Raw genomic sequence first — 26351 nt, 5'->3', positions numbered from 1 at the left:
CGGTTCGATGACGCAGAAGCTGAAGAAAATATATGTGGTGTTCAAGACCCATTTTGACATCGGGTTTACGGGGTTGGTTTCTGAGGTTGTTGAGCGGTACCGGACGGAAATGCTGAAGGAGGTTAACTCGATCTGTGAACAGACATCCGGAAATCCGAAGGGCGAGCGGTATGTTTGGACGATGTCGTCGTGGCCGCTGCAGCAGTCGCTTGAGGGCAGCGCGAAGATAGAGCGTGAGAAAGCAATAAGCTTCTTGGAGAAGCGTCAGCTGATCTGGCATCTGCTGCCGTTTACCACCCACACGGAGTTTTGCGGCCTTGAGGAATGGATTCGGGGGATGTACGTATCCAGGCGGCTGTCCGAGCAATACGGGTATGTCCCTAAGGATGCGAAAATGACGGATGTTCCGGGGCACACCTGGTCGGTGCCCTCCTTGCTGGTCAAAGCGGGCGTCCGCATGCTGCATCTGGGCTGCAACGGCGCCTCCACGCCTCCGGATGTTCCTTCCGTCTTCTTCTGGGAGGGGCCTGACGGAGCGAGACTGCTGACCTTCTATTCCAAGGGAGGTTACGGTACGGGCATTGTGCCCCCGGAGGAGTGGGAGCACCCGGTCTGGCTGGCGATGATACAAACCAACGATAACCACGGCCCCCATGAGCCTGCCGTCATCCAAGAGATGAAAGCGGTCCTCGCGGAGCGCGGCATCGAGGCGGAGCTCCATATCGGCAGCCTGCATGACTTTGCGGAGGACTTCTTGGCGGGCGGTCCGAAGCTGCCGGTGATCCGCGGAGATTTGGCGGATTCCTGGATCCATGGCGTCGGCACGGCACCGCGCGAGGTGTCGCAGGTCAGGGAGCTGCGGAGCCGCATAGCGGCGGCGGAAAGCTTGTTTGCTATGGAGAAAATTCGAGGGGAAAGCTCCGTCGATACGGTTCTAGTTAAGCGGCTGCTGGATCAAAGCTACGAACGAACCCTTTTATTCGGAGAGCACACTTGGGGGATGGATTGCAAAACGTTTCTGTTCCCAAGGCGATATGAGAAGAAGGAGTTTCTGGAGGATAAGCGCAGCAAACGCGTGCTGCGGATGGAGCAATCGTGGCAGGAGCAGCGGGAATATCTGCATACGGCTGAGGCGGCGTTAACCGAGGCGGTGCGGCTAATGTGCGCTGGAGCCGGGGAGGGGACTCCTGCGTATCGGGTATACAATTATTTGGGGTGGACTCGCGATGCGGAGGTGCTTCTGCCGCATAAGGCTGCTGAGCAGTCCTTGGTGGATGCTGCGACCGGAGAGAAGGTGCCGGTTCGTGAGGATGATCAAGGGGTATGGGCTGAGGTGAAGAACCTTCCGGCGCTCGGATACAAAACCTTGATAGCCGCCGGGCATACCTTGGAAGCGGCGGCTACGGCCGAGGCGGGCCCGATCGCTCCTTCGGTCGGACGGGAGACGGCAGGGTATTGGCATGAAGAGGAAGCGGTCATGGAGAACGAATTCCTGCGGGTCGCGGTATCCCGTCGAACCGGATGGATCACGAGCCTTTGGGATAAACGGCTGGCTAAGGAGTTCGTCCGTAGGGAAGCGGATTACGGATTCGGCCAATACGAATATAATGTGTATTCCAGCGAGGAAATGACCCGTTATCTGAAGAAGTACGCGTACCGGTTTTATGACTGGGGAGTCCACGATTTCGGCAAAACCGGCTATCCCGAGCAGCAAAAGAGATTTTCCTCCACGACATCCGCGCCGGAGGTGCGATTGATTCATGAGGCCGATCGCGTAAAAATAGAATGCGTCGCAGCGGGAGATTCTCAATCCATAGGGGAATATGGCAACGCAGAGCGAGTCTTATGGACGATTAGCTTGAAAGCGAAGCAGGCTTTCTTGGATATGGAGCTCCGGCTGGAGGGTAAGCAGGAAACGCCGAAGGCGGAATCCGGAAGTCTTGTTCTGCCGCTGAAGCTGGATCAGGCGCAATACCGGGTGAACAAAATGGGCAGCTTAATCGATCCGATGCACGACATTGTCCCTTCCTCGAGTACACTGCTCCACTGCTGCGAATATTTCGTCGATGTGACGGACGGAGCGGGAGCGGCAGGTATGGCGGTCATCCCGCTCGACACACCGCTTCTCTTCATTGGGAAAAACGGGATGTGGGACTTCGAGCATGATTACAAGCCGGAGAAGCCGGAGCTGCACTTCAATTTGTTCAACAATTGGTGGGGAACCAATTTCCCTCAATGGACCGGGGGCGACCTTCGTTTCCGCTACCGTCTTGTTCCTCATGCGGGAAGCTGGTCGGACGCTGAGGTGTGGAGACTGGCGGAGGGAACAATGGCGCCTGCGCTCGCTATCCCGGCAGCGGCTGACGGGAACGAAGCGGCGGCTTACATGGAGCTTCTGCCGGAGGGCATCGAGGGAGCTTCCGTTACCTGCTTCAAGCCGGCGGAAGACGGAAACGGGTTTATTCTTCGGCTTCGGGACTGGACGGGGACAAGACGAGAATTGACCGTCATCCTCCCGGGTTATGTTGAAGGGAGCAGCCGTACCGGTCTGCTTGAATATGACGAGGAAGAGCTGGTGCTGAAGAACGTTCCGGGTTCGAGCTATCGGCAAGTAACGCTGACCTCCGGCCCGTTCGAGGTGCATACCCTGCGAATTCGGTACTGAGCCGTACCCCGCAAATCCATGCTATTGGGTTTGCGGGGTTTTTGGTTATGTCGTATGATAGAAAACATAACAGGATTATACGATGCAGGGGAAGGAAACGAAAGCAGTGAAGACGACTATTTATGATGTAGCCTCCAAAGCCGGTGTGTCCATTGCGACTGTATCGAAGGTCATTAACGGAACCGGTCGAATCAGTGAGAAAACGCGCAAGCATGTGCTGAACGTGATGGAGGAGTTAAAATACCAGCCCAGCATGGTCGCCTCGGCGCTGTCGGGCAAAAATACTTATACGATCGGCTTGACGCTCCCCGATCTGGCGAATCCCTACTTCGCCGAAATTGCCAGGGCTGTGGAGGACCGGGGCCGGGAGCTCGGGTTCCACGTGCTTATTTGCAGCACCGACAACGATCCGGAGAAGGAAGACAAATATTTTTCGGTGCTGATGCAGAAGCGGGTGGATGGCATCGTGATCGCCTCCCGTACGAAGAAGGACACCTATCTCAAAAGCATGGTGAAGGATCATATCCCGCTAACGATGATTGCCCGGGAGATGCCATCCTTCGCAGTGCCTGCGGTTATGGTCGACGATTATTTGGGAGGCTATCAGGCGGGGAGCCACCTGACCGCTCAAGGACATCGCCTGATCGCCGTCATGGCCGAGGATCTGAACGATACGAGCAGCCGGGAGCGGATGCGGGGCTGCAAGCAGGCGATGCTGGACGAAGGACTAACGCAGGAGTGCGGTCTCGAGGCAGTCGGCGGCTTCACGGTCGAGAGCGGCAAGGCCGCCATGCATGAGCTGCTGGGCTCGGAGGAGCCGCCTACTGCGGTGTTCGCCTGCAACGATATTCTGGCGATCGGCGCCATTCAGGCTGCCCGGGAACGCGGCATGCGTGTGCCGGAGGACTTATCGGTCGTAGGCTTCGATAATACCATTCTTGCCTCCATCATCGACCCGCCGCTCACTACGGTGGCCCAGCCGATCCAGGAGATCGGGAAGCAGGCGGTGGATCTGCTCCTTCAGGAAATCCGCGGGGAGCAGGTCCCGCGCCAGCGGGTCGTGCTGATGCCGGACCTCGTGGTCCGCGGCTCGACGGCGCCTCCGAAGAAGCCGGCCGACGGCTAGTGAACATAAGCCCCCATCACTGTGGATGAGGGGCTTATGTTGTTCGTGGCCTATTAACGGCACTCGGGGACGTAAAAGTGTGGAGTATATGCCGAAGTTTGGGCGACGCTCAGCAATAGCGGCACAGTGGACCGCTAACAGGTGCAGTATTGCGGCAGGGGGCGGAATAGCGGCACTCGGGGACGTAAAAGTGTGGAGTATACGCCGAAATTGGGACAACGCTCAGCAATAGCGGCACGGCGGACCGCTAACAGGTGTAGTTTGGCGGGCAGGGGGCGGAATAACGGCACTCGGGGACGTAAAAGTGTGGAGTGTACGCCGAGGGTTGGAGTAACGTTCAGCAATAGCGGTACGGGGAACCGCTAACGGGTGCGATCAGGCAGGCAGTAGGCGAAATAGCGGCATGCGGGGACGTAAAAGTGTGGAGTGTACGCCGAGGGTTGAAGTAACGTTCAGTAATAGCGGCACGGGGAACCGCTAACGGGTGCGATCAGGCAGGCAGTAGGCGAAATAGCGGCATGCGGGGACGTAAAAGTGTGGAGTGTACGCCGAGGGTTGGAGTAACGTTCAGTAATAGCAGCACGGGGAACCGCTAACGGGTGCGATCAGGCATGCAGCAGGCGAATAGAGGCACGCGAGGCCGTAAAAGTGTGGAATGTACGCCGAGGTTGGAGTAACGTTCGGCAACTGTGGCAACGTAACAAAATTTAGCTTCATCTTCCAATGGGGGATTGACAATCAATGGGAGGCTGGTATACTTTAACTCAAGGGTAAGCGCTTAACCAATATTTATGCCTTATCAGCTCCGAAATTATCATACTACATTGATAATACAGTGAATATGATAGAGTAAAGCGCTTAATTTAATACCGGGAGAGTGTCGTCATGAAAACGGTTCGTTTAACGATGGCCCAAGCGTTGCTGAAGTTTCTGTCGCAGCAGTATGTGGAGCTTGACGGAGTGGAATATAAGTTTATTCAAGGCGTGATGGGAATTTTCGGTCACGGGAATGTGACCGGCATCGGGCAGGCCTTGGAGCAGCAGCGAAATGAGATCGCTTTCATTCAAGGGAAAAATGAGCAGGGCATGGCGCATGCCGCCATTGCTTACGCCAAGCAGAAGAACCGGCTGCAGGCATACGCCTGCACGACGTCGATCGGCCCCGGCGCTCTGAACATGGTAACGGCGGCCGGAGTTGCCTCGGTGAACCGGATTCCCGTGCTGCTGCTGCCGGGGGATATCTTCGCGAGCCGGCAGCCCGATCCGGTGCTGCAGCAGATCGAATATCCGCTGGATTACACCGTCACGGCGAACGATGCCTTCAAGCCGGTAAGCAAATTCTGGGACCGGATTATGCGGCCGGAGCAGCTGATGACCTCGGCGATTCAAGCGATGCGCGTCCTGACCGACCCTGCCGAGACGGGAGCGGTGACGCTTTGCCTTCCGCAGGATGTGCAGTGCGAAGCCTATGATTATCCTGAGGCGTTCTTCGCCAAGCGGGTGCATCATCTCGATCGCAAGCAGCCGGCGGAAGCGGCGGTGAAGAGAGCTGTCGAGCTTATTCGCGGGAAGAAGAAGCCGCTGCTCGTGCTGGGAGGCGGGGTGCACTACTCGCTGGCAACGGAGGAAGCAAGGCGGTTCGCGGAAGCCTTCCAGATCCCTATGACCGAGACGCAGGCCGGTAAAAGCGCCGTATCGTGGCGGCATCCGCTTAGCTTCGGGGGCGTGGGCGTGACAGGGACGCTGGCGGCAAACCGGCTGGCGGCGGAGGCGGATGTGGTAATTGCGGTCGGCACACGGCTGTCGGATTTCTCCACGGCGTCGAAGACGGCGTTCCGCAACCCGGAGGTGGCCTTCGTAAACATCAATGTCAGCCCGTTCGACACGTATAAAACGGAAGGAGCCGGGCTGGCGGCCGACGCCAGAGAAGCGCTCCGCGAGCTCCAGCAGGCGCTGGAGGCCGCAGGCTATCGTTCGGACTACCAGCCGGAGAGCCTTGCGCAGCTTAAGCAGCAATGGGATGACGAGGTGAACCGGCTGTATCTAGCGGAGCATCCTGCAGGATTGTCACAGACAAGAGTGCTGGGCGAGATTAACGATTTTATCGGGGAGCGGGATGTCATTGTCTGTGCGGCAGGAAGTCTGCCCGGGGATCTTCACCGGGTGTGGAGAACGACGGAGCCGAAGACCTATCACATGGAATACGGCTTCTCCTGTATGGGGTATGAGGTGTCCGGCGCTTTCGGGGTCAAGCTGGCCGAGCCGGATCGGGAGGTATACGCCCTCGTAGGGGACGGAAGCTATCTAATGCTTCACTCGGAGCTGATCACCAGCCTGCAGGAAGGACGCAAGATCACCGTGCTGCTGCTCGACAACCACGGCTTCCAGTGCATTCACAACCTGCAGCGGGGACATGGCAGCGACGGCTTCGGCAACGAATTCCGCTCGCGCAGCGAATCCTCGGGGCAGCTGACCGGCGATTACCTCGCCATTGATTTCGCGGCCCATGCCCTCAGTCTCGGCGCAAGATCTTACCGCGCCACGACCGTTGAAGAGCTGCAATCCGCGCTGGAGCAGGCGAAGCAGGATCCCGTATCCGCGTTGATTGACATCAAGGTCGTTCCCGGAACGAATACCGGAGGCTACGATTCTTGGTGGCATGTCGGCGTAGCCGAGGTATCGGAGCAGCCGAAGGTACAGGAGGCGTATACGGAGCTGCAGAGCAAGCTTTCCACCGCAAGGAAATGGTAAACTGACAAATTCACTTATCTCCGGAGGGATGAACATGAAGGTGAAGTACGGCATCTCGGCAATCAACTGGGTGAATGAGGACATATTGGAGATGGGCGACCATTACACGGCTGAGGAGGTGCTGGCGGACATGTCTGCGCTCGGCTTCGAGGGAACGGAGTTTTGCCGAAAGTTCCCGAGGGATCCGTCCGCACTGCAGAAGCTGCTCTCCGGCTATAACATGGTGCTCACCTCCCAATGGAAATCCGTTCATTTCAGCGACCCGTCGCGCAGGGCGGGGGAGCTGGCTGCCTTTCGGGCGCACGCCGATTTTTTGAAAGCGATGGGCTGCGGCCATGTCGTTACCTGCGAAACGGGAAATGCGTTTGAAGATCTTACGAAAAATACGGTCCGCGTTGACCCGCTGAATGACGACCAATGGAAGCACATGGTTGATGGCTTGCACGAGGCGGGACGATACTGCAAGGAGCTCGGCATGAAGCTGGTGTATCACTATCATGGCGAAACCGTAGTAGAGAGCGGTGAGGAAATACAACGCCTAATGGAGTCGACGGATCCGGACCTCGTCTACATGCTGTACGATACGGGCCATGCCTATTTCGGCGGCAGCGATCCGTTGAACATTTTGCGCAAATACTACGATCGCATTCCTTATATTCATCTTAAGGATATTCGCCAAGAGGTGCTGGAGGCCAAAAGAGCGTCCGGGCTCCGCTTCCGCGAGGCCGTGAGACAAGGCGTGTTCACCGTGCCGGGAGACGGCTGTATCGATTTTGCCCCTATTTTTGCAGAGTTGAAGGAGCGGGGGTACGAGGGCTGGATGATCATCGAGGCGGAGCAGGATCCGCAGGTGGCGAACCCTGTGGAGTATGCGCGGAAAGCAAGGGAGTACTTGGCCGGCATAACGGCAGAGTAGAGGGGGAGAAGGATGAGCAAGGTACAGATCGGCATCATTGGAGCGGGCAGAATCGGCCGCCTGCATGCAGAGCATTTAAGCAAGCATCCCGGAGTCAGCATTCGGGCCATATCGGACGTATACGTAACGGAGGAGCTCCGGGCCTGGGCGCAAGGGCTCGGCATCTCCGAAGTCAGCAATGATTATCAAAGCATTATCAATCATCCCGATATTCAAGCAGTCTTTATATGTTCCTCTACGAATACGCATGTTCCTTTTATCAAGGAGGCTGCTCAAGCGGGCAAGCATATTTTCTGTGAAAAGCCGATCAGTCTCGACTACCGTCAGACGCAAGAGGCACTCCAAGCGGTCGGGCAGGCAGGAGTATGCCTCCAAACAGGATTTAACCGGCGCTTCGACCATAATTTCAAAAGGGTGCGGGAGTACGTGCAGTCCGGCAGCTTAGGCTCGCCGCATTTGATTAAAATTACGTCCCGCGACCCGGCTCCGCCGAATAAGGAGTACATCAAAGTATCCGGCGGACTGTTCATGGATATGGCGATTCACGATTTCGACATGGCCCGTTACTTGTCCGGGAGCGAGGTTGTGGAGGTATATGCCCAAGGGGCCGTGCTGGTCGATCCGGAGATTGGGGAGCTAGGCGATATCGATACGGCGGTCATTACGCTGAAATTCGCGAACGGTGCTCTCGGCGTGATCGATAACAGCAGGAAGGCCGTGTACGGCTACGATCAACGAGTTGAGGTGTTCGGCTCGGAGGGCAGCATTGCGGCGGATAACGATTACCCGAACACGGCGGTCATCAGCACGAAGGATTCGGTGTACCGCGATAATCCGAAATATTTTTTCCTGGAGCGTTATCATGATTCCTATATCGATGAAACGAAGCAGTTTATCGATTGCATTCTGAATCAAGGCACCGTACCGGTAAGCGGCTACGATGCTTTGCAAGCCGAGCGGATCGCTTATGCGGCGAAGCAGTCGCTGCTGGAAGGCCGGGCCGTCAAGCTGGAAGAAGTCGTATAAGGGAGGCGGGAGCATCATGGGAAATCGATCGGAACTGATCGTGAAGCAGGCAGTCGTTCCCGACGCGGAAGGCAATGTGCTGCGAATTACGCCCGAGTCGGCAGGCTGGACTTATGTAGGCTTCGAGGTGTACCGGCTTCAGGCCGGGGACCGGCTGGAGCGGGAGACCTTATCGCTGGAATACGGCTTGGTGCTGCTCTCCGGCAAGGCCCATGTGAGCACAAGCCAAGAGAGTTTCCGGGACATCGGACAGCGTATGGGCGTGTTTGAGAAAACGCCGCCCTTTACCGTGTATGTGCCTTCGGGCGACCGGTTTGAGGTGGAGGCGCTAACAGAGCTGGAGCTGGCGGTTTGCACCGCTCCGGGCCATGGCACCTACCCGGCAAGGCTGATCCGTCCGGAGGACGTCCAGGTGGAAATTCGCGGCAAGGGCAGTGCGGAGCGGTTGATCCACCAGATTTTGCCCGAGGGACAGCCTGCGGACAGCCTGCTGTTGGTCGAGGTGTTCACACCGAACGGGCACTGGTCGAGCTACCCGCCGCACAAGCACGATGAGAATCGCTTGCCGGAGGAATCGTACCTAGAGGAAACTTATTACCATAGAGTGGAGCCGTCCCACGGCTTTGCCATACAGCGGGTGTATACCGACGACCGGTCGCTGGACGAAACGCTGGTGGTGAAGGACGGCGACGCGGTGCTTGTCCCGAGAGGCTACCATCCGGTTGCGGCGCCTCCGGGCTACGAGGTTTACTATTTGAATGTCATGGCGGGTCCGACACGGACATGGAAGTTCACCAACGATCCGGAGCATGAATGGATTTTTGAGGAGTGGAAGAAGGAATCTCAAGCGTAAGAGGAGGAGAAAAGCATGACCTTATTATCGTTTGATGCGTCACGTCCTATGGATTTTATCGGCTTAGGCCGTCTGTGCATCGATCTGAACGCGAATGAAATTCATCGGCCGATGGAGCAGACCAGAACCTTTACGAAGTATGTGGGGGGATCGCCGGCTAACATTACGATTGCCGCCGCAAAGCTGGGCTTGAAATCGGGCTTTATCGGCCGGGTGTCGAACGATCAGCACGGAAGGTTTATTACGCAGTATTTGGAGGAGCGGGGCATTGATACCTCCAATGTCATTACCGATCTGTCCGGTACGGTGACCGGTCTTGCCTTCACGGAGATCAAATCGCCGACGGAGTGCAGCATTCTCATGTACCGCGATAATGTCGCCGATCTGAAGCTTGAGCCGGGGGACATCCGTGAGGAGTATATCGCGCAGGCCAAGGCGATCATGATCTCGGGAACGGCGCTTGCGGCAAGTCCGTCCCGCGAAGCCGTATTCAAGGCGGTAGAGCTGGCACGCAAGCATCAGGTCGTCGTTTTCTTCGACATCGATTATCGCCCTTATACGTGGAAATCCCGCGAGGAAACGGGGATCTATTGCAGCCTGATCGCTGAGAAGAGCGACGTCATCTTGGGCGGACGCGAGGAGTTCGACCTGCTGGAGCTGCCCTTCGGTCCGCTGCAGAAGGACGATGAAGCGACGGCAAAGCGATGGTTCGCGCATCAGGCGAAGATCGTGCTGGTCAAGCACGGCGGCGATGGCTCCGTTGCCTTCACCAAAACAGGCGAGAGCTACAAGGGAAGAACGTTCCCGGCGAATGTGGTCAAGACGTTCGGTGCGGGAGACTCCTTCGCAGGCGCTTTCATCTACGGGTTGATGAACGGATGGGATATCCCTAGAGCCCAGGAATTCGGCGCCGCCTCCGCGTCTATCGTCGTGTCGAGCCACAGCTGCTCTGATGCGATGCCGACGGCGGAGCAAATTCAGAGCATTATCGATCAGCACCGTTAAATTCGGAAGGCAAGGAGAGAACGACAACCATGCTAGTCACGTTAAAAGAAATCGCCGATCAGGCGGCAAACCGGTCCTACGCGGTTCCCGCCTTTAATGTATACGGCTATGAAGATATACTTCCGGTCATCCGTGCGGCGGAGGCCATGAAGGCGCCGGTCATTCTGGCCGCCAATATTCCTGCGCTGAAGCATATGCCGGTGCCTTATCTGGCTCCGCTCATGCTGCAGGCGGCTAGAGAGGCTTCCGTGCCCGTGTGCGTTCACCTGGATCACGGCAAGGGCTATGATGCGTGCGCGGAGGCGATTGAACACGGCTTCAGCTCCGTCATGTACGACGGCTCTCAGCTTCCGCTGGAGGAAAACATCCGCCTGACCAAGGAAATCGTTGTTTATGCACATCAGCATGGCGTCTCCGTCGAAGCGGAGATCGGCTCCGTAGGCTACTCGGACCCCGCCATCGCCATGAAGCATGAGCTGTCCGACCCTGAGGAGGTAGAACGATTCGTCCGGGAAACAGGGATCGACGCCGTGGCGGTATCCGTCGGCACGGTGCATCGGATGGAAGCGCAGGAGGCTCAGATCGACTTTGCCCGGCTGCAGGCCATTCAGGATCGGGTCAGCATCCCGCTGGTCATCCACGGCTCAAGCGGCGTTCCTGACGATCAGCTTCGCAGGCTGACGACGTACCGCGTTGCCAAGATCAATATCGGCACGGCGCTGCGCATGGCCTTCGGGCACACGCTTCGCGAGGAGCTGAACGATCGGCCGAAGGAATTCGACCGGATCAGCCTGTTCCAGCGTCCGATGCAGGCAGTGGAGGAAGCTGCGAAGCGCAAGTTCGCCCTATTAGGCTTTGAGGAGGAGAGATCGTAATGACAGAGATAAGAACCTTGCACAATTACATCGGCGGAGAATGGATACCGTCCCTCTCTGAGCGTACCGAAATCGTACCGAACCCGGCTACCGGGGAAACCCTTGCCATAGTTCCGCTGTCTACCCGAGAGGATCTGGATCGTGCGGTTGCTGCAGCCCGGGCGGCCTATCAGGAGTGGAAGCAGGTAGCGGTGCCGCGCCGTGCCCGCATCCTGTTCCGCTATCAGCAGCTGCTGGTGGAGCACTGGGACGAGCTGGCGCGATTGGTTACACAAGAGAACGGCAAAAGCTACGGCGAGGCTTACGGTGAAGTACAGCGAGGCATTGAGTGCGTGGAGTTCGCCGCCGGCGCTCCGACGCTCATGATGGGCAGCACGCTCCCGGACATCGCGACGGGGCTGGAATCGAACATGTACCGTTATCCGATCGGAGTTGTCGGGGGAATCACGCCGTTCAACTTCCCGATGATGGTGCCCTGCTGGATGTTTCCTCTGGCGATCGCCTGCGGGAACACGTTCGTGCTCAAGCCGTCGGAGCGCACGCCGCTTCTGGCGAACCGCTTGGCCGAGCTGTTCACGGAAGCGGGATTGCCGGCGGGCGTGCTGAATATCGTTCACGGCGCTCATGACGTGGTCAACGGCCTGCTGGAGAATCCGGACGTGAACGCCATCTCCTTCGTCGGCTCGCAGCCGGTAGCCGAATACGTCTACAAGACGGCAGCCGCCCACGGGAAACGGGTGCAGGCGCTTGCCGGCGCGAAGAATCACTCGATCGTGCTGCCGGACGCCAACCTGGATCTCACGGTGAAGGAAATTATCAACGCCTCCTTCGGCTCGGCCGGCGAACGCTGCATGGCCACCTCTGTGGTAGTAGCCGTCGGCGAGGTCGCAGAACCGCTCGTTCAAAGGCTGCTGGAAGCGGCGCAAGGGCTTACGATCGGCAACGGATTGGAGGAGGGCGTGTTCCTCGGACCGGTCATTCGGGACAGCCAAAAGGCTCGTACGATTCAATACATTGAAACCGGCGAGAGGGAGGGAGCTATTCTCGCTCTCGACGGCCGTAAGGCGGCCGCAGCCTCCGGCAATGGCTATTTCGTCGGACCGACGATCTTTGACCATGTGAAGCAAGGGATGAAGATTTGGTCGGACGAAATTTTCGCACCGGTGCTCTCGATCGTTCGGGCGGATACGCTGGACGAAGCGATTGCGCTCGCCAATGCCTCGGAATTCGCTAACGGCGGCTGCTTGTATACGGACAGCGCCAAAGCGATCCGTCACTATCGCGAGAATATAGACGCGGGCATGCTCGGCATTAATGTAGGAGTGCCTGCACCGATGGCCTTTTTCCCCTTCTCCGGCTATAAGAAATCGTTCTATGGCGACCTGCATGCGAACGGCAAGGACGGCGTAGAATTTTATACGAGAAAGAAAATGATGGTGGCAAGATACTAAAGTACATCACGCTGCAGGCTTTCCAAACCCGGCAACCGGATCAACCATGATGTCCCATGAGTTGACCCGGTTTTTCTATGCGTTGTACAATAAAGGTAGTTAAGCGTTTTCAGTGCTCTGCCGACTGGCTGAAGTGAGGTGACCCATGCAGAATAATTGGTACAAAAGGCTGCTGCTATCGTATTTCCCTGTCTTTTTCGTTGCAATCTCCACCATATTATTCATTTCCTTTCTTGTGGTCACGGAGGTTTCCAAGAAGGAGGCCGAGAAGGCGAGCCGGATCTCGTCCGCCTATGTCGTGGATACGGTGGAGTCCACGCTGCGCGGCATAGAACAGACCGTGCTGAAGGAAATGGTCACGAATCCGAATGTGGGCGAATTTTTCGATCCGAAGCCGAATACCGATCAGGCTCTGGTCCGTTACCGCCTATCGGAGGTCGCCAAAGGTTTAATGACGAATCAGTATTTGCTGCACTCCGTCTATTTTTACAGGTTCAGCGACCGGTTGGTGCTTACCCACGGCTCGGCGGAGCCCTTGGAGTTTTTCTATGACAAGAATTTTATCGAGCAAGAAGTAGCGGCATCCCCGCGTCTTAAATGGTCGTCCCCGCGGAAGTTTCGGGAATTTATTTCCGAGCCCGAGGAGAATGTCATTACGATGAGCAAACGGGCGCTGCTTCCCTTCGGCAACCAAGGACTCGTCGTCATCAACGTGCGGACTAACGAGCTGCTTCGGGTCGTTGACGAGATGGTGGACAGCCAGCTGACCTTCATGGAAATTCATAATCGGGAAGAGCTTCTGTACCCCTTGGCGGGCAATCACTCGGCGGAGAAGAACCGCAAGGTGCTGAGCGAGATTCCATCGGACTACCTCGGCTGGACGTTTACGAGCGGACTGCAGGTGGGGCAGCTGTTCGGATGGGTGTCCGTCATATCTTATTTATGGGTTACGATCGGGGTTATCGTGCTGCTGCTGTGCATCGTCTATCTGGTGTATATTACTAGGCGGAATTATAAACCGATTGAAATTATTTTACAGCGGATCCAAGCTTATCAACAGCGCTACGTTCTTCAGGGCAAACCGCCGGTAGATGAGTTCTCCTTTATTGAAAAGGCGCTGGAGAGCTTGATCGACCAAACGAACGTGTACGAAAAGCGATTTCAGGAGGATCTGATGATCCACCGGAAGCAATTTTATCAGGAGCTGCTGAGCGGCGAGCGTGAGATTACCTGGTCCGAATGGAAGGCGCGCATGGAGCGGCTGAACCTGGATTACGAATTTTCCCGGCTGGCAATGACGGTATCGCGAATTGACCGTTATTCGGCTTTTCAGCAGGAGTACACCGAACGGGATCAGCATCTGCTGAAGTTCGTGCTGACCAATGTCATTCACGAGTTTGCGAAGCAGGGGGAGGTTTCCGTCTGGACCGAATGGGTAACGAACGACCGTCTGGCTGCGCTGTTCCTGATCAGGCAGGAAGAGGGCTTCGACGAGGAGCAGCTCAAGCGGATACTCGAATCGTTCCGGCAGTGGGTGCAGGAAAATTTAAAATTTTCCGTAACGGTTGGTATCGGAAGTGTCGGTAGGGAGCTGTCCGCTCTGCACCCCTCCTATTTGGAAGCGATGTATCCGCTTAGGCACAGACTGACGCTGGGCAGCAACCATGTCTCCATCGGCTCGGAGGTACAGCGCAGTCAGGCGCAGGGCGCGTACGAGTATTATCAGCGTGTAACGTCGGCCGTTCAATATTATCGGATGACGAATCCGGCGTGGTCGGACGTGCTTCGCGAGATTTTCAAGCATATGACGGAGGACCGTCTGAACGACGAGGAAATTCGGAGCCTGCTCGATTATATGGTGCACCTGTTCCGCCGAGAGCTGGAGGAGATGCCGGAGGAGCTGGGCCGCGGTTGGGATCGGATGGCTCCGGATCTAGTCCGGAGCCTGGCGGAAGCCGAGTCGGTGGAACAACTCGGCACCGTGTTTATAGCCGCTCTCGACGAGCTGTTCCAGCATTACGTCGCATTAAGGGATGCCAAGAGCCAGACGGGCTTGCTGGAAGCGATGAAAAAATATATCGAAGAGCACTTCACCGACCCGAACCTCAGCTTGAATCAGCTGAGCGACCGTTTCGAAATTAGTCCGAAGTATGCAAGCCAGCTGTTTAAAGAGCAATTCGGCTTGAAGTTTGTCGACTTCCTGGTGCAGCTCCGCATGGAGAAGGCAAAGCAGCTGCTGCTGGAAACGAATGAACCGATTCAGGACATAGCGGAGAAGGTCGGGTACACCCATGGGATTTCCTTTGGCAGGACCTTCAAGAAAATCGTCGGAGCTACGCCCGGGGATTACCGCAAATTAATGTAACCTGCAATGCAGCAGGCTTACCGTGACGTCCGTCACGGTTTTTTTGTCCCTGACGGGATTCGGTTGGTGCTTCGGAAATCAGTTCTAGGCCGCGTCAGACTGGGAAATAGCGGGTGTTTGAACGGCGGATTTCGGTTGCTTTCGCCTGACAAGCGGCTTTGGACGAAAGGTTGGTATCGCGGAATCTTGTTTGTTGTCAAGCGGCGGGAGGCCGGGGTATAACCGAATTGTGTTCCGGATGCAGCTCAGGCAGTCAGCAGGAAACGGATCGAAACTTCACAAAGGGGAGAGGATTCAGTTTGAAAAGACATCAATGGAACAAGACATTATCTATTTCGATCAGCTCGGCTTTGGCGCTTGGCGTGATTGCCGGATGCGCCGGCAATGAACCTGCGCAAGGCGGTGCAGGCGGCAGCGGCGGCACTGAGAAAAAGCCGATTACATTAAAAATCGAAATGTTCGACCGTGGAAACGCTCCGGCAGGCCAATCGGCTACAGATAACTACTGGACGAAGTGGATGCAGGAGAAATTCGGCAATCCGAACAACATCAAGCTGGAGTACGTCCCCGTACCGCGTGCCCAGGAGGTTCAGAAGCTGAATGTGCTTATGGCCAGCGGCGGCGATGCGCCGGACATTGTATTTACGTATGACAGCAACCTGGTCTACAACTATGTGCAGCAGGGCGGTTTGGCGGATTTAGGCAAGGCGCTGGATGAGCACGGCAAAAACCTGAAAGCGTTTTTAGGGAAGGACACGCTGGAATACGGCAAATTTGACGGCGTTCAATATGCCATCCCGGCTAGACGCGTGAACCTGGGCAAGTATGCCTCCTTTATCCGCCAGGATTGGCTGGATGCGTTGAAGCTGCCGGTTCCGAAGAACACGGAGGAGGTATACAACACCTTAAAGGCTTTTAAAGAAAAGGATCCCGGCAAGGTAGGCAAGGATTTGATTCCGCTCGGTATGGCTCTGGCTCCGTCGTCCTATGAGCCGATTATATGGCCTTTCATTAAGAAGGATTTGACGGAGGAGGAGACGTATACGCTGCGTATGCAGCTTGGGTCGCGAGATTATCCCGTATTGACTCCGGGTCATAAGGAAGCGCTTCAATTCCTGAACAAGCTGCAAAATGAAGGAATGCTGAGCCCGGACTTCGGACTGGATAAGGATAAGAAAAAGCTGAATCAGGATGTGATGACCGGCAAGGTGGGCCTGTTCAGCGAGGATAACACCAACCCGCTTAACGCCACTCCGGGAGTTTATAAGGTTCTGGAAACGAATATAAAGGGCGCCAAGCTGTTCCCTGTCGATCCGTTTGCAGGCGCGGACGGGAAGCACACAAAGCCGAAGTATATTCCTGCAGGGATGTATATCATGGTGCCGAAGACGAGCAAGAACATCGATGCGGCGATCAAATATCTTGATTTCATGGCACAGAAGGACAATTACTTCACAATTATGAACGGCGACGAAGGCAAGAACTACAAGCTGGACGACGGCATTCCGATCCGTATCGATAATCAGGAAACGAAGGATAAGTTTTTCAACAACGGTGACTTTATTATCATCAGTAACGGGCAGGACCTCGGGGACGAAGCCAAGAATACGAAGCTGGCCGTCAAAGGGTTCCCTAACGAGTATGCCAAGGACGCTGAGCTTGCACGCCAAATTTCATTGACGGACACTGTGGAAATGGTGCGCTTCCCTAAGCCGATCCAAGCGGAGGTCAAATATGGGACCAGTCTGGTGGATAAATACCACGAGCTGCTGGTGAAGTCCGTGATGGCTAAGCCTGCGGATTTCGATAAGACGTATGAGCAGGGCTTGAAGGATTTCTTGAACAGCGGCGGTCAGGAGATTGTCAATGAACGTAAGGCAGCCTATCAGGAAATGAAGAAAAAATAATTCGATCCCAGGTAAGCTTCATGCATAAAGTCGGTGTCCGGTTTTATGCATGAAGCGCTTCCGAGGGAGCAGGGGAGGGTTATCGCCTTGGACATCACCGCTTCTTCACAGGACCGTCCCGGCACAGCGGCGGCTCAGATGCGCCGGCCGGCATTCAAGGTATACATGCGCCGGAACTGGCAGTTATACGCACTGCTGTTTTTGCCGATCGTTTATTTTCTTATCTTTAAATATGGTCCGATGTATGGCGTTACGATCGCCTTTAAGAGATTTAACCTGTTTCAGGGCATCAACGCAAGCGAGTGGGCAGGTCTTGCCACCTTCAAGGAAATTTTCCGCATGCGGGAGTTTTATGTGGCTCTGCGAAACACACTGATGCTGAACTTTTTGGACTTGGTGTTCTCGTTTCCGGCGCCGATTATTCTTGCCATTATGCTGAATGAGCTCAAAAGCATGGTGTTCAAGAAGCTATCTCAAACGATTCTTTATTTGCCGCATTTTATCTCTTGGGTCATCGTAGGCGGGATCGTGTACCAGGTATTCGCCACCAAGTCGGGCATGGTGAACACCTTGCTCATGAATATGGGACTGGAAGCCATCCCTTGGCTGTCCGACAAGCAATACTGGCTCGTCACCTATCTGGCGACAGGCGTATGGCACAGTGCAGGCTGGGGAACGATCATTTACTTGGCTGCTCTTACCGCAATCAACAAGGAGCTCTATGAAGCTGCCGAGGTGGACGGGGCCGGAAGGCTCACCAAAATCCGGTACATCACGCTGCCCGGTATTCAATCGACGATTGTGGTGCTGCTCATTATGAAGCTTGGCGAGCTGGTGCAGATCGGCTTCGAACGTCCGTATGTGCTCGGCAACGTTTCGGTCAGTGAATATTCCGAGGTGCTCAGCACCTTCGTTTACAAGATGGGCTTGCAATCCGCCCAATATTCGTTAGCTACGGGTGTCGGCTTCTTCCAGGCTGTCGTGGGACTGATCTTTATATTGACGGCCAACTTCATCGCCAAGAAAACAACAGAGCAAGGCATTATTTAACGCCTATAGAAAGGAGGCCCCTTGTTATGAAAGTCAGAACGAGCGATCGTACCGTCGATCTCATGATCCATCTGTTTATCGGCATGGCGCTGCTGTTGTGCCTGATTCCGTTTCTGCATATTCTCTCCATCTCTCTTAGCTCCAATCGGGCTATCATGTCGGGTGAGGTTACGGTGTTCCCGATTGAAATCAGCATGGAGGCTTACAAGAAGGTGCTGCAGGATATTTCCATGCTGAAGTCCATGAGCTTTACGGTGATGCTGACGGTGATATACACGGTGTCCTGCATGGTGATGTCGATCATCGCCGCCTATCCGCTAACCAAATCCTACTTACGAGGCAAGAAGTTTTTTATGGTGCTGATTATCATTACGATGTTTTTCAGCGGAGGGATCATTCCGGAGTACATCCTCATCAAGGAGCTTCACCTGGTCAATTCCATGTGGGCGTTGATTCTGCCGCTGCTCATCAGTCCGTTCAATTTGATTATCTTGATTAATTTCTTTCAATCCATACCAAGCAGTCTGCATGAATCGGCGGAAATCGACGGAGCGAGCCACTTTCGTGTACTGTGGCAGATTGTGATTCCGCTGTCGATGCCCGTTATTGCGACGTTAAGTCTTTTCTATGCGGTGAACCGCTGGAACGGCTTTATGGATTCCTTATTTTATATTACCGATCCGAAAATGTATCCTCTTCAGCTCAAGCTGTACCAGCTGATCATGAACAACATGATTAACGACCTGATGCAGCTGGAAGGCACGCAGGTGGTTCAATTTTTGCCGGAGAGCTTGAAGGCGGCAAGCGTGATGTTCGCAACTATTCCAATACTCGTTGTGTATCCGTGGCTGCAGCGTTATTTTGTGTCCGGCATTATGCTGGGGGCCGTGAAGGGGTAAGCGATCCAGGACGAAACAGGAGTTGAACCGTGTGTTTACAGATAAGGGCGAATACTCGTTCTCGACATGCTGGAATATCAAGAAGCATACCACAGGAAGTGGAATGATCGAAGAGATCAAGGAGCTGGGCTTCCGGCGTGTGGAGCTGAATTATAACGTGACCAAAGAGCTGCTGCAAACCATTGAGCCGATGATCGAACGGGGGGAGATCGGTATCTCCAGCGTGCACAATACGTTCCCGCATGACCCGGACCCGGATTATGGAACGGACTCGGTATTGCTTGGCTTCGAGGATGAAACGAAGCGGGAGCGCGCGATCGAGCTGCTTTGCAGGTCTATCGATTATGCGGCCCGGTACGGAGCGGAGGCGGTAGTCGTGCATCCCGGCGAGGTTCCGTTCGAGGACAATATCGATTCCAGGCTGAAGAAGCTGTACCACGATGCGGGAAAGGAATCGGAGGCGTACCGCAGCTTATGGACCGAGATGCTGGAGAGGCGCGAGGCGCTGAGCCCGAAGTACGCTCGCACTATCGGTGAGAGTCTGGAGCGGGTTAGTGACTATATCGCCAAGAAGGGCTACAAGGTGGCCGTCGGCATCGAGACGCGCTCACGCTGCTATCAAATGCCGACCCCGCAGGAGGCGAAGGCAATCATTGATAAGCTGAAGGGCGCACCTGTCTATTTGTGGTATGACTTCGGGCATGCCATGATGATGGACCGCATGGGCTTATATGACAGCGTAAAGGATGCGCGTGAGCTCAAGCCGTACATTTACGGGATCCATATTCATGAGACGGTCGGTTTGTCCGACCACTACTGTCCGTATGTGCACAGCGGCACGGAGGTGTTCGACGACTTCCTGGACATTGTTCGCGACGCCCCGCTTAAGGTCTATGAGCTGAAGGCGATCTGCAAGCCCATCGAAATCGAGCAAAGCCATACACTGCTGCAGCGTAAGATTGCTGCACTCCCGAGGTGACAGGATGGAAGACAACGTATACCGAAAATTAGTGAAGATGAACGACGACCACGTCCGGACCGCTCTCGCGAATCAGGTGACGGACCCCGGCAGCCGCTATTTCGGCGGGGTGATAAGCGAAGCGACGGGAGTCCCCAGTCCGACACACGGCGGAACGGCCGGTTACATGGCCGGTATGGCGTCCGCCCTGGTGTGTCCGGATTCCGAGTTTTATCACGATACCGCAGTTGCGGCCAGACTGGAATGGGCGGCCGACTACATGCTAAACAAGCAGCATTCCGACGGCACCATCTCCCTCGGATCGACCAACTACCATTCGCCGCCGGATACGGGCTTTGTCATTACCGGCTTCGGGCAGCTCTACCGGCTGCTGGAAAGCCAGCCATGGCAGGAGCTTCGCGGTGTGGAAGGGAAGATCAAGCTGTTTCTGGGGCGCGCGATTCCCGCTATGCTGACGGGAGGCTGCCATACGCCGAACCATCGTTGGGTCCTGACCTCCGCTCTAGCGTGGCTCTATGATATTTTCCGGCTGGAGGCTCTCGTGGAACGAGCCGACGAATGGCTGGCCGAGGGCCTCGATTGTACGGAGGACGGGGAATGGACGGAGCGGAGCCATGGCATCTACAATACCGTCAACGATATTATGCTGTACCATACCGCCCGCCTGCTGAAGCGGGAGGAGCTGCTGGATCCGGTGCGGCGTAACCTTGAGATGATGACGTATCTTGTGCATCCGAACGGAGATGTCGTGACGGAGTACTCCGAACGGCAGGATGTGGGGCAAAGGGCCGATCTTTCCGAATATTTTCTGGTGTATCGCCTGATGGCCGCGCATGACCGGAATCCCCTTTTTGCAGCGATGTCCGATCTGGCTGCGGACCATCTGTCCCGATTAGGCCCGGTGAACAATCATGCGCTGCTCGGCTATTTGCTGTTTCCGCAAACCAAGCTTACCGGCTTGGAACGGGCCGAGCTGCCGACAAGCTATACGAAGGTAATCAATGAGCATCACCCCGTAGCCGAGGATCTGCTGAAGCGTAGGAGCGTCGGACACCATGACAAAATTCAGCATAGCGCCATGCATTTGGCGTTCGGCTCGCCGGTCGTAAGGCACCGCGAGGGAGACACGAGCACTACCATCGTGACCAGAGCCCCCTCTTTCTTCTCCATCAGACACGGTGAGGTGAGCTTGCTGGGAACCCAAATGTATACCTCGTTTACTCCCGGTCTGGTAGAAATGGAGCAGTTCCAGCGTGCGGACCACGGGTATCGGATGTGGACCGAGATGGAGAAAGGGTACCACGGGCCGGTGCCCAAGGTGCTGCTTCCGGAATCGGCGGCGGGACGGATCAGCCCCTGGTACTTGCTGCCGCATCACAAACGGCCGGTTACGCATCTGCAGAAGCATCGCCTGCAGGTGGAGGTTACGCGGCAGCAGGACAGCTGGCAGCTGCACATACTTGGCGATGACCTGCCCGACGTGTTCACCCAAGTGGCTTTCTCCTTCGGGCTGAACGGCATGCTAAGGGGCGATGGACTGCAGGAGCTTGAGAAGGACGCCTGGTTCTGGAGCGAGGGCTCGATTCGACTCGAAGCGGGCGGCGATTGGATGGAGCTGACGGGAGGCGCTCATGAGCACAGAATCAAGGTCCTTCGCGTCAATCCGGTTCGTCCCGGTATTCGAACGGTGCTGGTCAACCTCATCACGCCGTTTGACCATACGTTCACTTTACGTCTCTCATAATAAAGGGGTTGTCATGCTGTGACTACTTATCTAGACGAGCTCGAAAGCATCCGTTATTGGCTTGGTGACGATCGCCGAATTGTGGAAACGATAGCGGGACGTTACATCGGGGCAAGTCCCCCCATTCCGTTCGTGCTGCGGGCCAGCTATGAGAACGGGATCCTGCAGGATGAGGAAGGCTTGTTCGATATGAATATGAATGACCGTCTCCCCGAGGCCCGATTGGGCGATTACGCCTATTTGTGCGGTTTGGTATGGGGAGAAACGGGGCGGTCCGTCGATCTTCGCCTGCGTTGTTTAGGACCGGTACGTTTGTATGTAAACGGCAAGCTCCTCTATCGTTCCACGGTGACGGATGAAATCAAGAAGGGGCCCGATGCGGGTGTGCTTATAGGGGTAGATTTCGCTAAGGGGTGGAATACGCTCGTAGTCAAGGTCAGGAAGACGGCGGCAGGCTTCGGCTGCCTTCTGGGAACGGAGGAAGCCAAGGTGCGGATACTGAATGTGCTGGCGCCGTTCACAGAGCGAAGCGGCCAGGCAGGCTGGGTGCATACGGAGGCGCTTCGTGAGGATTCGTGGCAGGAAGGCGCCTGGCCGGACCTGCGGGGCCCGGAGACGGAAACCGGACTCGTCTGGTACCCGCAAAGGGAGTGGCCGGAGGAGAAGCGATCCGTGCTCCCGTGCGAGCGAATGTTCGGTCTGAAGCAAGGGAAGAGCGCCTATGCCTGGTCGAGGCTTAAGGTTCCTGCAGCCGGAGGCACAGTCCGCTTGAGCGGATATAGCGCCGGTCCCATCACGGTCTGGCTAAACGGGATTGAGGTCATGAGCAGGGAAGAAGCCGGGGATTTTGTTCACGAGCTTCCGGCTTTTACACAACCGGGAGATCATGATGTATTGATCCGAACAACGTGTGGAGCTGCGGGGTGGGGGTTCCAAATTTCCGCTTCCATTGGTAAGTCCGCGTGTGAGTGGGTGCAGCCTCATCCGGTCCGCGGAACGGATGAAAAGTGGCTTTATGCCGGCCCGTTCGATCAGGAGATAAGCTATACGCCGGATCAGCTTCGGAATGTCAGGAGCTTATTCCGGACCAAAGCCCCGAAGTCTCAAAGAGGGGATTCCTTCACCGCTCACACGTACTGGCAATTGGATGGGCCTGGCCTCAGAGTACGGCCGTTTTACGAGAATGCGCTGCTGAGCAGCAAGTGGACGACAAGCGGCGTAACGAATTTTGCCCGCTGGGATTATCCGCTGGGTGTCACCATGTACGGACTGCTCCAAACCGGACGGCTGTTAGGGCGGCGCGACATGGTTGCCTATGCTGAAGAGCACATCAAGCTGTGCACCGATATGTATGAGTATTCGCTGTGGGATAAAGAAAGGTACGGGTTTCCCGCCGTCAATCAGCAGCTGGTGATGATGAGAATGCTCGACAACTGCGGCTCGTTCGGCTCCGCCATGCTGGAGGCGTACAAGGAGAGCAGGGACCCCGGCTATCTGGCCGTGGCGGACGTCATTGCGGACTTTATTCACCGCCGTCTTGAGCGCAAGGCGGACGGGGCTTACTACCGGGTTTGCGCCGGCGAGTATTCGGAGAATACGCTGTGGGCGGACGATCTTTATATGAGCACTCCGTTCTTGGTGCGTTATTACCAAATTACAGGCAAGCGGGAATATCTCGACGATGCCGCCAAGCAATTCATCCTGTACAAAAAGTATCTGTTTATGCCGGAATGGAACGTGATGTCCCATGTCTACGATTTCAAATACAACACCGCAACTTATATCCCTTGGGGGCGCGGTAACGGCTGGTGCCTGTTCTCGCTGTCCGAGATATTGGCCGTTCTTCCGGAGGAGCACCCGGACCGTCCTGCGATTCTCGACTTTTACAACGAGATGTGCGAGGGTGTGGCCGCATTGCAATGCGAGAGCGGTTTATGGCGTCAGGTACTGAACGATCCCGACGCCTATGAGGAGGCCTCCTGCACGGCGATGTTTACCTATGCCTTCGCACGAGGGGTGCGGCATGGCTGGCTTCGCTCCGTAGAGCCCTTTTACAGCAAGGCGCTGCGCGGCTGGGAGGGGCTGACAAGCAAGGCGATTGACCGCCACGGGAATGTGTATGGCGTTTGCAGCGGCTCCAGATATGCTTTCCATGCCGAATATTATAAAGAAGATCTGCGGACCGTCACCAATGACAATCATGGGATCGGCATTATGATGCTGGCCGGAATCGAAATCTGTAAGCTGACGGAGAGCAGGGAGAGGTCGGAGGAGCCCCATGAAATTCGAGGCTGACAAATATTCGATGCACCAGTATATTTTTGTGTTTTACATGGGCCAGGCGGCGTTGTATCCGTATTTGGGCTATTGGTTTTCCGAACAGGGGCTGAGCCATACACAGGTAGGCATCGTTTTCTCGCTTGGCCCGATTCTGGGGTTGTTTATTCAGCCGATCTGGGGTATGCTGTGCGACCGGTTCCGTATGGAGCGTACGCTGCTGATGCTCTCCACATTGCTTGCGCCTCTCATAGCCTTTGGGTACTTGTTCGCGGGAACGCATTTCACCGTATATGCGGTAACGGCACTCGGTCTCGCGTTAACCGCATCGGCGATGGTTCCCATTGCGGAATCACTGACCGTAAGGCATGCGGAGAAGCATGGGTTCAGCTACGGAGGCATTCGCGTGCTCGGCTCCATCAGCTTTGCGGTTACGGCGGGAAGCATCGGACTGCTGTACCGGGGCACAGGACTGCAGGCGATGTTCTGGGTTTATTGGTGTTTGATGGCTGTCCTGTTCGCCACTTTATTTCAATTTGATAAGCAGCAAGGCGTGTCCGGCTGGAAGCGGACATCGCTGCTTGCCGGCTTGCGGCCGTTTCTTGCACAGAGACGGCTGCTTCTTTTTCTGCTGCTGATCTTCGGGGTGTCGGTGGGCTCCGCCGTAAACAATGTGTTTTTCTCTATTTACGTTGGGGCAGGGGAGGATGCCGCCGCAAGGATCGGTATACTCAACACGATTTCCGCCTTGTCGGAGCTTCCGCTCTTCGTTTTCGCCAGCCGATTGATCAGGAGATTTCATTACTTTAGACTGCTGTGCATTGTAGCGCTGGCTGCAGGGCTGCGTTGGTTTCTGATTTCGCTCGACCCTCCGTTTGCCGTTTTGGCGCTTTCCCAGATGCTTCACGGCGTGACCTTTGCCTTATTCGTTGCTGCGGGCATTGGCTTCATTCATGAGGAAAGCCCGCCCGGTCTTAGCGTAACGGGTCAAACCATCTTCGCCGCCGTCAGCTCGAATCTTGCCATGCTGACGGCAAGCAACGTCGGCGGCTGGCTGATCGACAGCTACGGGTTCCCGGTTATGTACCGGACGACGGCGGTCCTATGCGTGGTAAGTGCGGTCGGGTTTCTGCTGATGTCAGGCGCTGTTCAGACGAAGCTGAAACGGAAGGTTCCGGAAATGGAGGTATAACGGAAAATCAAAAGCGGCAGGCCGGAACATTCAACCGGACTGCCGCTTTACGTTTGCTAGATTGTTGTAATTACCTGTTTCGAGCTGCCCGAACGAACCGCTCCAGCGCTTCCTCCACGATCGATCGCGGACAAGCCAGATTGATGCGAAGCCAGCCTTCCCCCTCGGTTCCGAATACGGAGCCTTCGCTGAAAGCGACCTTCGCTTGGTTGAACATGAGATCCTTCAGCCCTTTGATGTCCAGGTTCAGCCCGCGGCAGTCAAGCCAAAGCAGATAGGTTCCATCCGGCCGCAGCGGCTTCACTTCAGGCAGGTGCTCTTCGAAATAAGCGAGCGCGTAGTTTAAGTTGCCTTCAACGTAAGCGAGCATCTCATCCAACCAAGCCTCCCCTTCATTGTAAGCCGCTTCCACCGCGTCCTGAGCGAAATGATGAGCCATATGCAGGCTTAACGTTTTGATGCGGTGATCGAATTTTCTCTTGATGGACGGGTTGGACGCCACTGCGAACGAAGTATGTAACCCAGGCAGATTGAACGTCTTGGTGGCCGCCAAGCAGGTAATCGTAATATCGGCGAGCTCCGGCGACAGGGAAGCGAAAGGGATATGCTTGTGGCCGGACAGCGCGAGATCGCAATGTATTTCGTCCGAAACGACGGTCACACCGTGCTTCAAGCACAGTTCGCCGAGCTGTAACAGCTCCTCGCGTTCCCATACGCGGCCGCCGGGATTATGCGGGCTGCACAGCAGCAGCAGCTTGGCGCCATCCCTGAAAAGCTGTTCCAGACCGTCGAAATCCATTTCAAAGCGCCCGTCACGAATGACGAGCGGGTTCTTGGCAACCCTTCGACCGTTGCTTTGAATGACATCGTAGAACGGATAATATACCGGCGATTGCAGGACGACCTGGCTGCCGGGCTCGCTGAATAGCTCGACCGCCAAGCTTAATGTGGTCACAATGCTCGGCGAATCGGTAATCCAATTCGGATCGATCTTCCAGCCGTGACGACGCTCGAACCAGCTGACGATGGCATCGAAATAGCTGTCGGTACGGATCGCGTAGCCGTAAACGCCTAGCGACGCGCGTTTCTCCAGGACGGCTCGTACGGCGGGTGGGCTAAGGAAATCCATATCCGCCACCCACAGTGAAAGAATATCCGGATCCCCGAAAAGCTTATCGTTTTGGTCCCATTTATAAGAACGGGTATGACGCCGGTCGATCCGGCGGTCGAAATCATAAGTCATCAGAAGTCACCTCAGATTCATATAGTG

General features: G+C 55.8%; 18 protein-coding genes. 17 read left to right on the top strand and 1 reads right to left on the bottom strand.

The window, feature by feature from the left end; genetic code table 11:
• Positions 1-7: 7 nt before the first annotated feature.
• From RAC89_RS03960 to RAC89_RS03880, 17 genes are all read left to right on the top strand, one after another.
• Positions 8-2665, top strand: coding sequence for a DUF5054 domain-containing protein (locus RAC89_RS03960; RefSeq protein ID WP_306611931.1), 2658 nt, complete (start codon positions 8-10; stop codon positions 2663-2665).
• A 106-nt stretch (positions 2666-2771) separates the two neighbouring features.
• Entirely contained in the window at positions 2772-3791 is a 1020-nt protein-coding gene (locus tag RAC89_RS03955) for a LacI family DNA-binding transcriptional regulator (protein ID WP_306611928.1), read from the top strand.
• A gap of 885 nt (positions 3792-4676) precedes the next feature.
• Entirely contained in the window at positions 4677-6542 is a 1866-nt protein-coding gene (gene iolD, locus RAC89_RS03950; protein ID WP_306611926.1) for a 3D-(3,5/4)-trihydroxycyclohexane-1,2-dione acylhydrolase (decyclizing), read from the top strand.
• A gap of 34 nt (positions 6543-6576) precedes the next feature.
• Entirely contained in the window at positions 6577-7458 is an 882-nt protein-coding gene (gene iolE, locus RAC89_RS03945; RefSeq protein ID WP_306611924.1) for a myo-inosose-2 dehydratase, read from the top strand.
• Positions 7459-7470: 12 nt separating this feature from the next.
• Positions 7471-8484: an inositol 2-dehydrogenase gene (gene iolG, locus RAC89_RS03940; RefSeq protein ID WP_306611922.1), complete on the top strand. Its 1014-nt coding sequence runs from the start codon at positions 7471-7473 to the stop codon at positions 8482-8484.
• A 16-nt stretch (positions 8485-8500) separates the two neighbouring features.
• Entirely contained in the window at positions 8501-9337 is an 837-nt protein-coding gene (gene iolB, locus RAC89_RS03935) for a 5-deoxy-glucuronate isomerase (RefSeq protein WP_306611919.1), read from the top strand.
• Between the two features lie 15 nt (positions 9338-9352).
• A complete protein-coding gene (gene iolC, locus RAC89_RS03930; RefSeq protein ID WP_306611917.1) occupies positions 9353-10342 on the top strand; it encodes a 5-dehydro-2-deoxygluconokinase in 990 nt (329 codons plus the stop codon).
• Between the two features lie 29 nt (positions 10343-10371).
• Positions 10372-11217, top strand: coding sequence for a class II fructose-bisphosphate aldolase (locus RAC89_RS03925; RefSeq protein ID WP_306611915.1), 846 nt, complete (start codon positions 10372-10374; stop codon positions 11215-11217).
• On the top strand, positions 11217-12668 hold the full coding sequence (locus RAC89_RS03920) for a CoA-acylating methylmalonate-semialdehyde dehydrogenase (protein ID WP_306611913.1): 1452 nt from the start codon (positions 11217-11219) through the stop codon (positions 12666-12668). The genes RAC89_RS03925 and RAC89_RS03920 overlap by 1 nt, the downstream gene beginning before the upstream one ends.
• 145 nt (positions 12669-12813) lie before the next feature.
• Entirely contained in the window at positions 12814-15033 is a 2220-nt protein-coding gene (locus RAC89_RS03915) for a helix-turn-helix domain-containing protein (RefSeq protein WP_306611911.1), read from the top strand.
• 299 nt (positions 15034-15332) lie between these two features.
• Complete coding sequence (locus RAC89_RS03910) at positions 15333-16940, top strand: extracellular solute-binding protein (RefSeq protein WP_306611909.1); 1608 nt, start codon at positions 15333-15335, stop codon at positions 16938-16940.
• Positions 16941-17078: 138 nt separating this feature from the next.
• Entirely contained in the window at positions 17079-17990 is a 912-nt protein-coding gene (locus RAC89_RS03905) for an ABC transporter permease (RefSeq protein WP_284644905.1), read from the top strand.
• Positions 17991-18016: 26 nt separating this feature from the next.
• A complete protein-coding gene (locus RAC89_RS03900; RefSeq protein WP_306611907.1) occupies positions 18017-18889 on the top strand; it encodes a carbohydrate ABC transporter permease in 873 nt (290 codons plus the stop codon).
• A 31-nt stretch (positions 18890-18920) separates the two neighbouring features.
• Complete coding sequence (locus RAC89_RS03895) at positions 18921-19868, top strand: sugar phosphate isomerase/epimerase family protein (RefSeq protein ID WP_306611905.1); 948 nt, start codon at positions 18921-18923, stop codon at positions 19866-19868.
• A gap of 4 nt (positions 19869-19872) precedes the next feature.
• Positions 19873-21612, top strand: a complete 1740-nt coding sequence (locus RAC89_RS03890) for a hypothetical protein (RefSeq protein WP_306611903.1) — start codon at positions 19873-19875, stop codon at positions 21610-21612.
• An 18-nt stretch (positions 21613-21630) separates the two neighbouring features.
• Entirely contained in the window at positions 21631-23907 is a 2277-nt protein-coding gene (locus RAC89_RS03885; RefSeq protein WP_306611901.1) for a glycoside hydrolase family 88/105 protein, read from the top strand.
• Positions 23891-25081: an MFS transporter gene (locus RAC89_RS03880; RefSeq protein ID WP_306611899.1), complete on the top strand. Its 1191-nt coding sequence runs from the start codon at positions 23891-23893 to the stop codon at positions 25079-25081. Before RAC89_RS03885 ends, RAC89_RS03880 begins: the two co-directional genes overlap by 17 nt.
• Positions 25082-25151: 70 nt before the next feature.
• Here the strand turns inward: RAC89_RS03880 and RAC89_RS03875 are convergent, their stop codons facing one another.
• The gene (locus tag RAC89_RS03875; protein WP_306611897.1) at positions 25152-26324 is read right to left on the bottom strand and encodes a MalY/PatB family protein; all 1173 of its coding nucleotides are present in this window, start codon (positions 26322-26324) and stop codon (positions 25152-25154) included.
• Positions 26325-26351: the final 27 nt, after the last annotated feature.

It is taken from the genome of Paenibacillus sp. GD4, assembly GCF_030846225.1.
Taxonomy (GTDB): domain Bacteria; phylum Bacillota; class Bacilli; order Paenibacillales; family NBRC-103111; genus Paenibacillus_G; species Paenibacillus_G silviterrae.
This window is presented reverse-complemented; position numbering and strand designations above follow the sequence as displayed.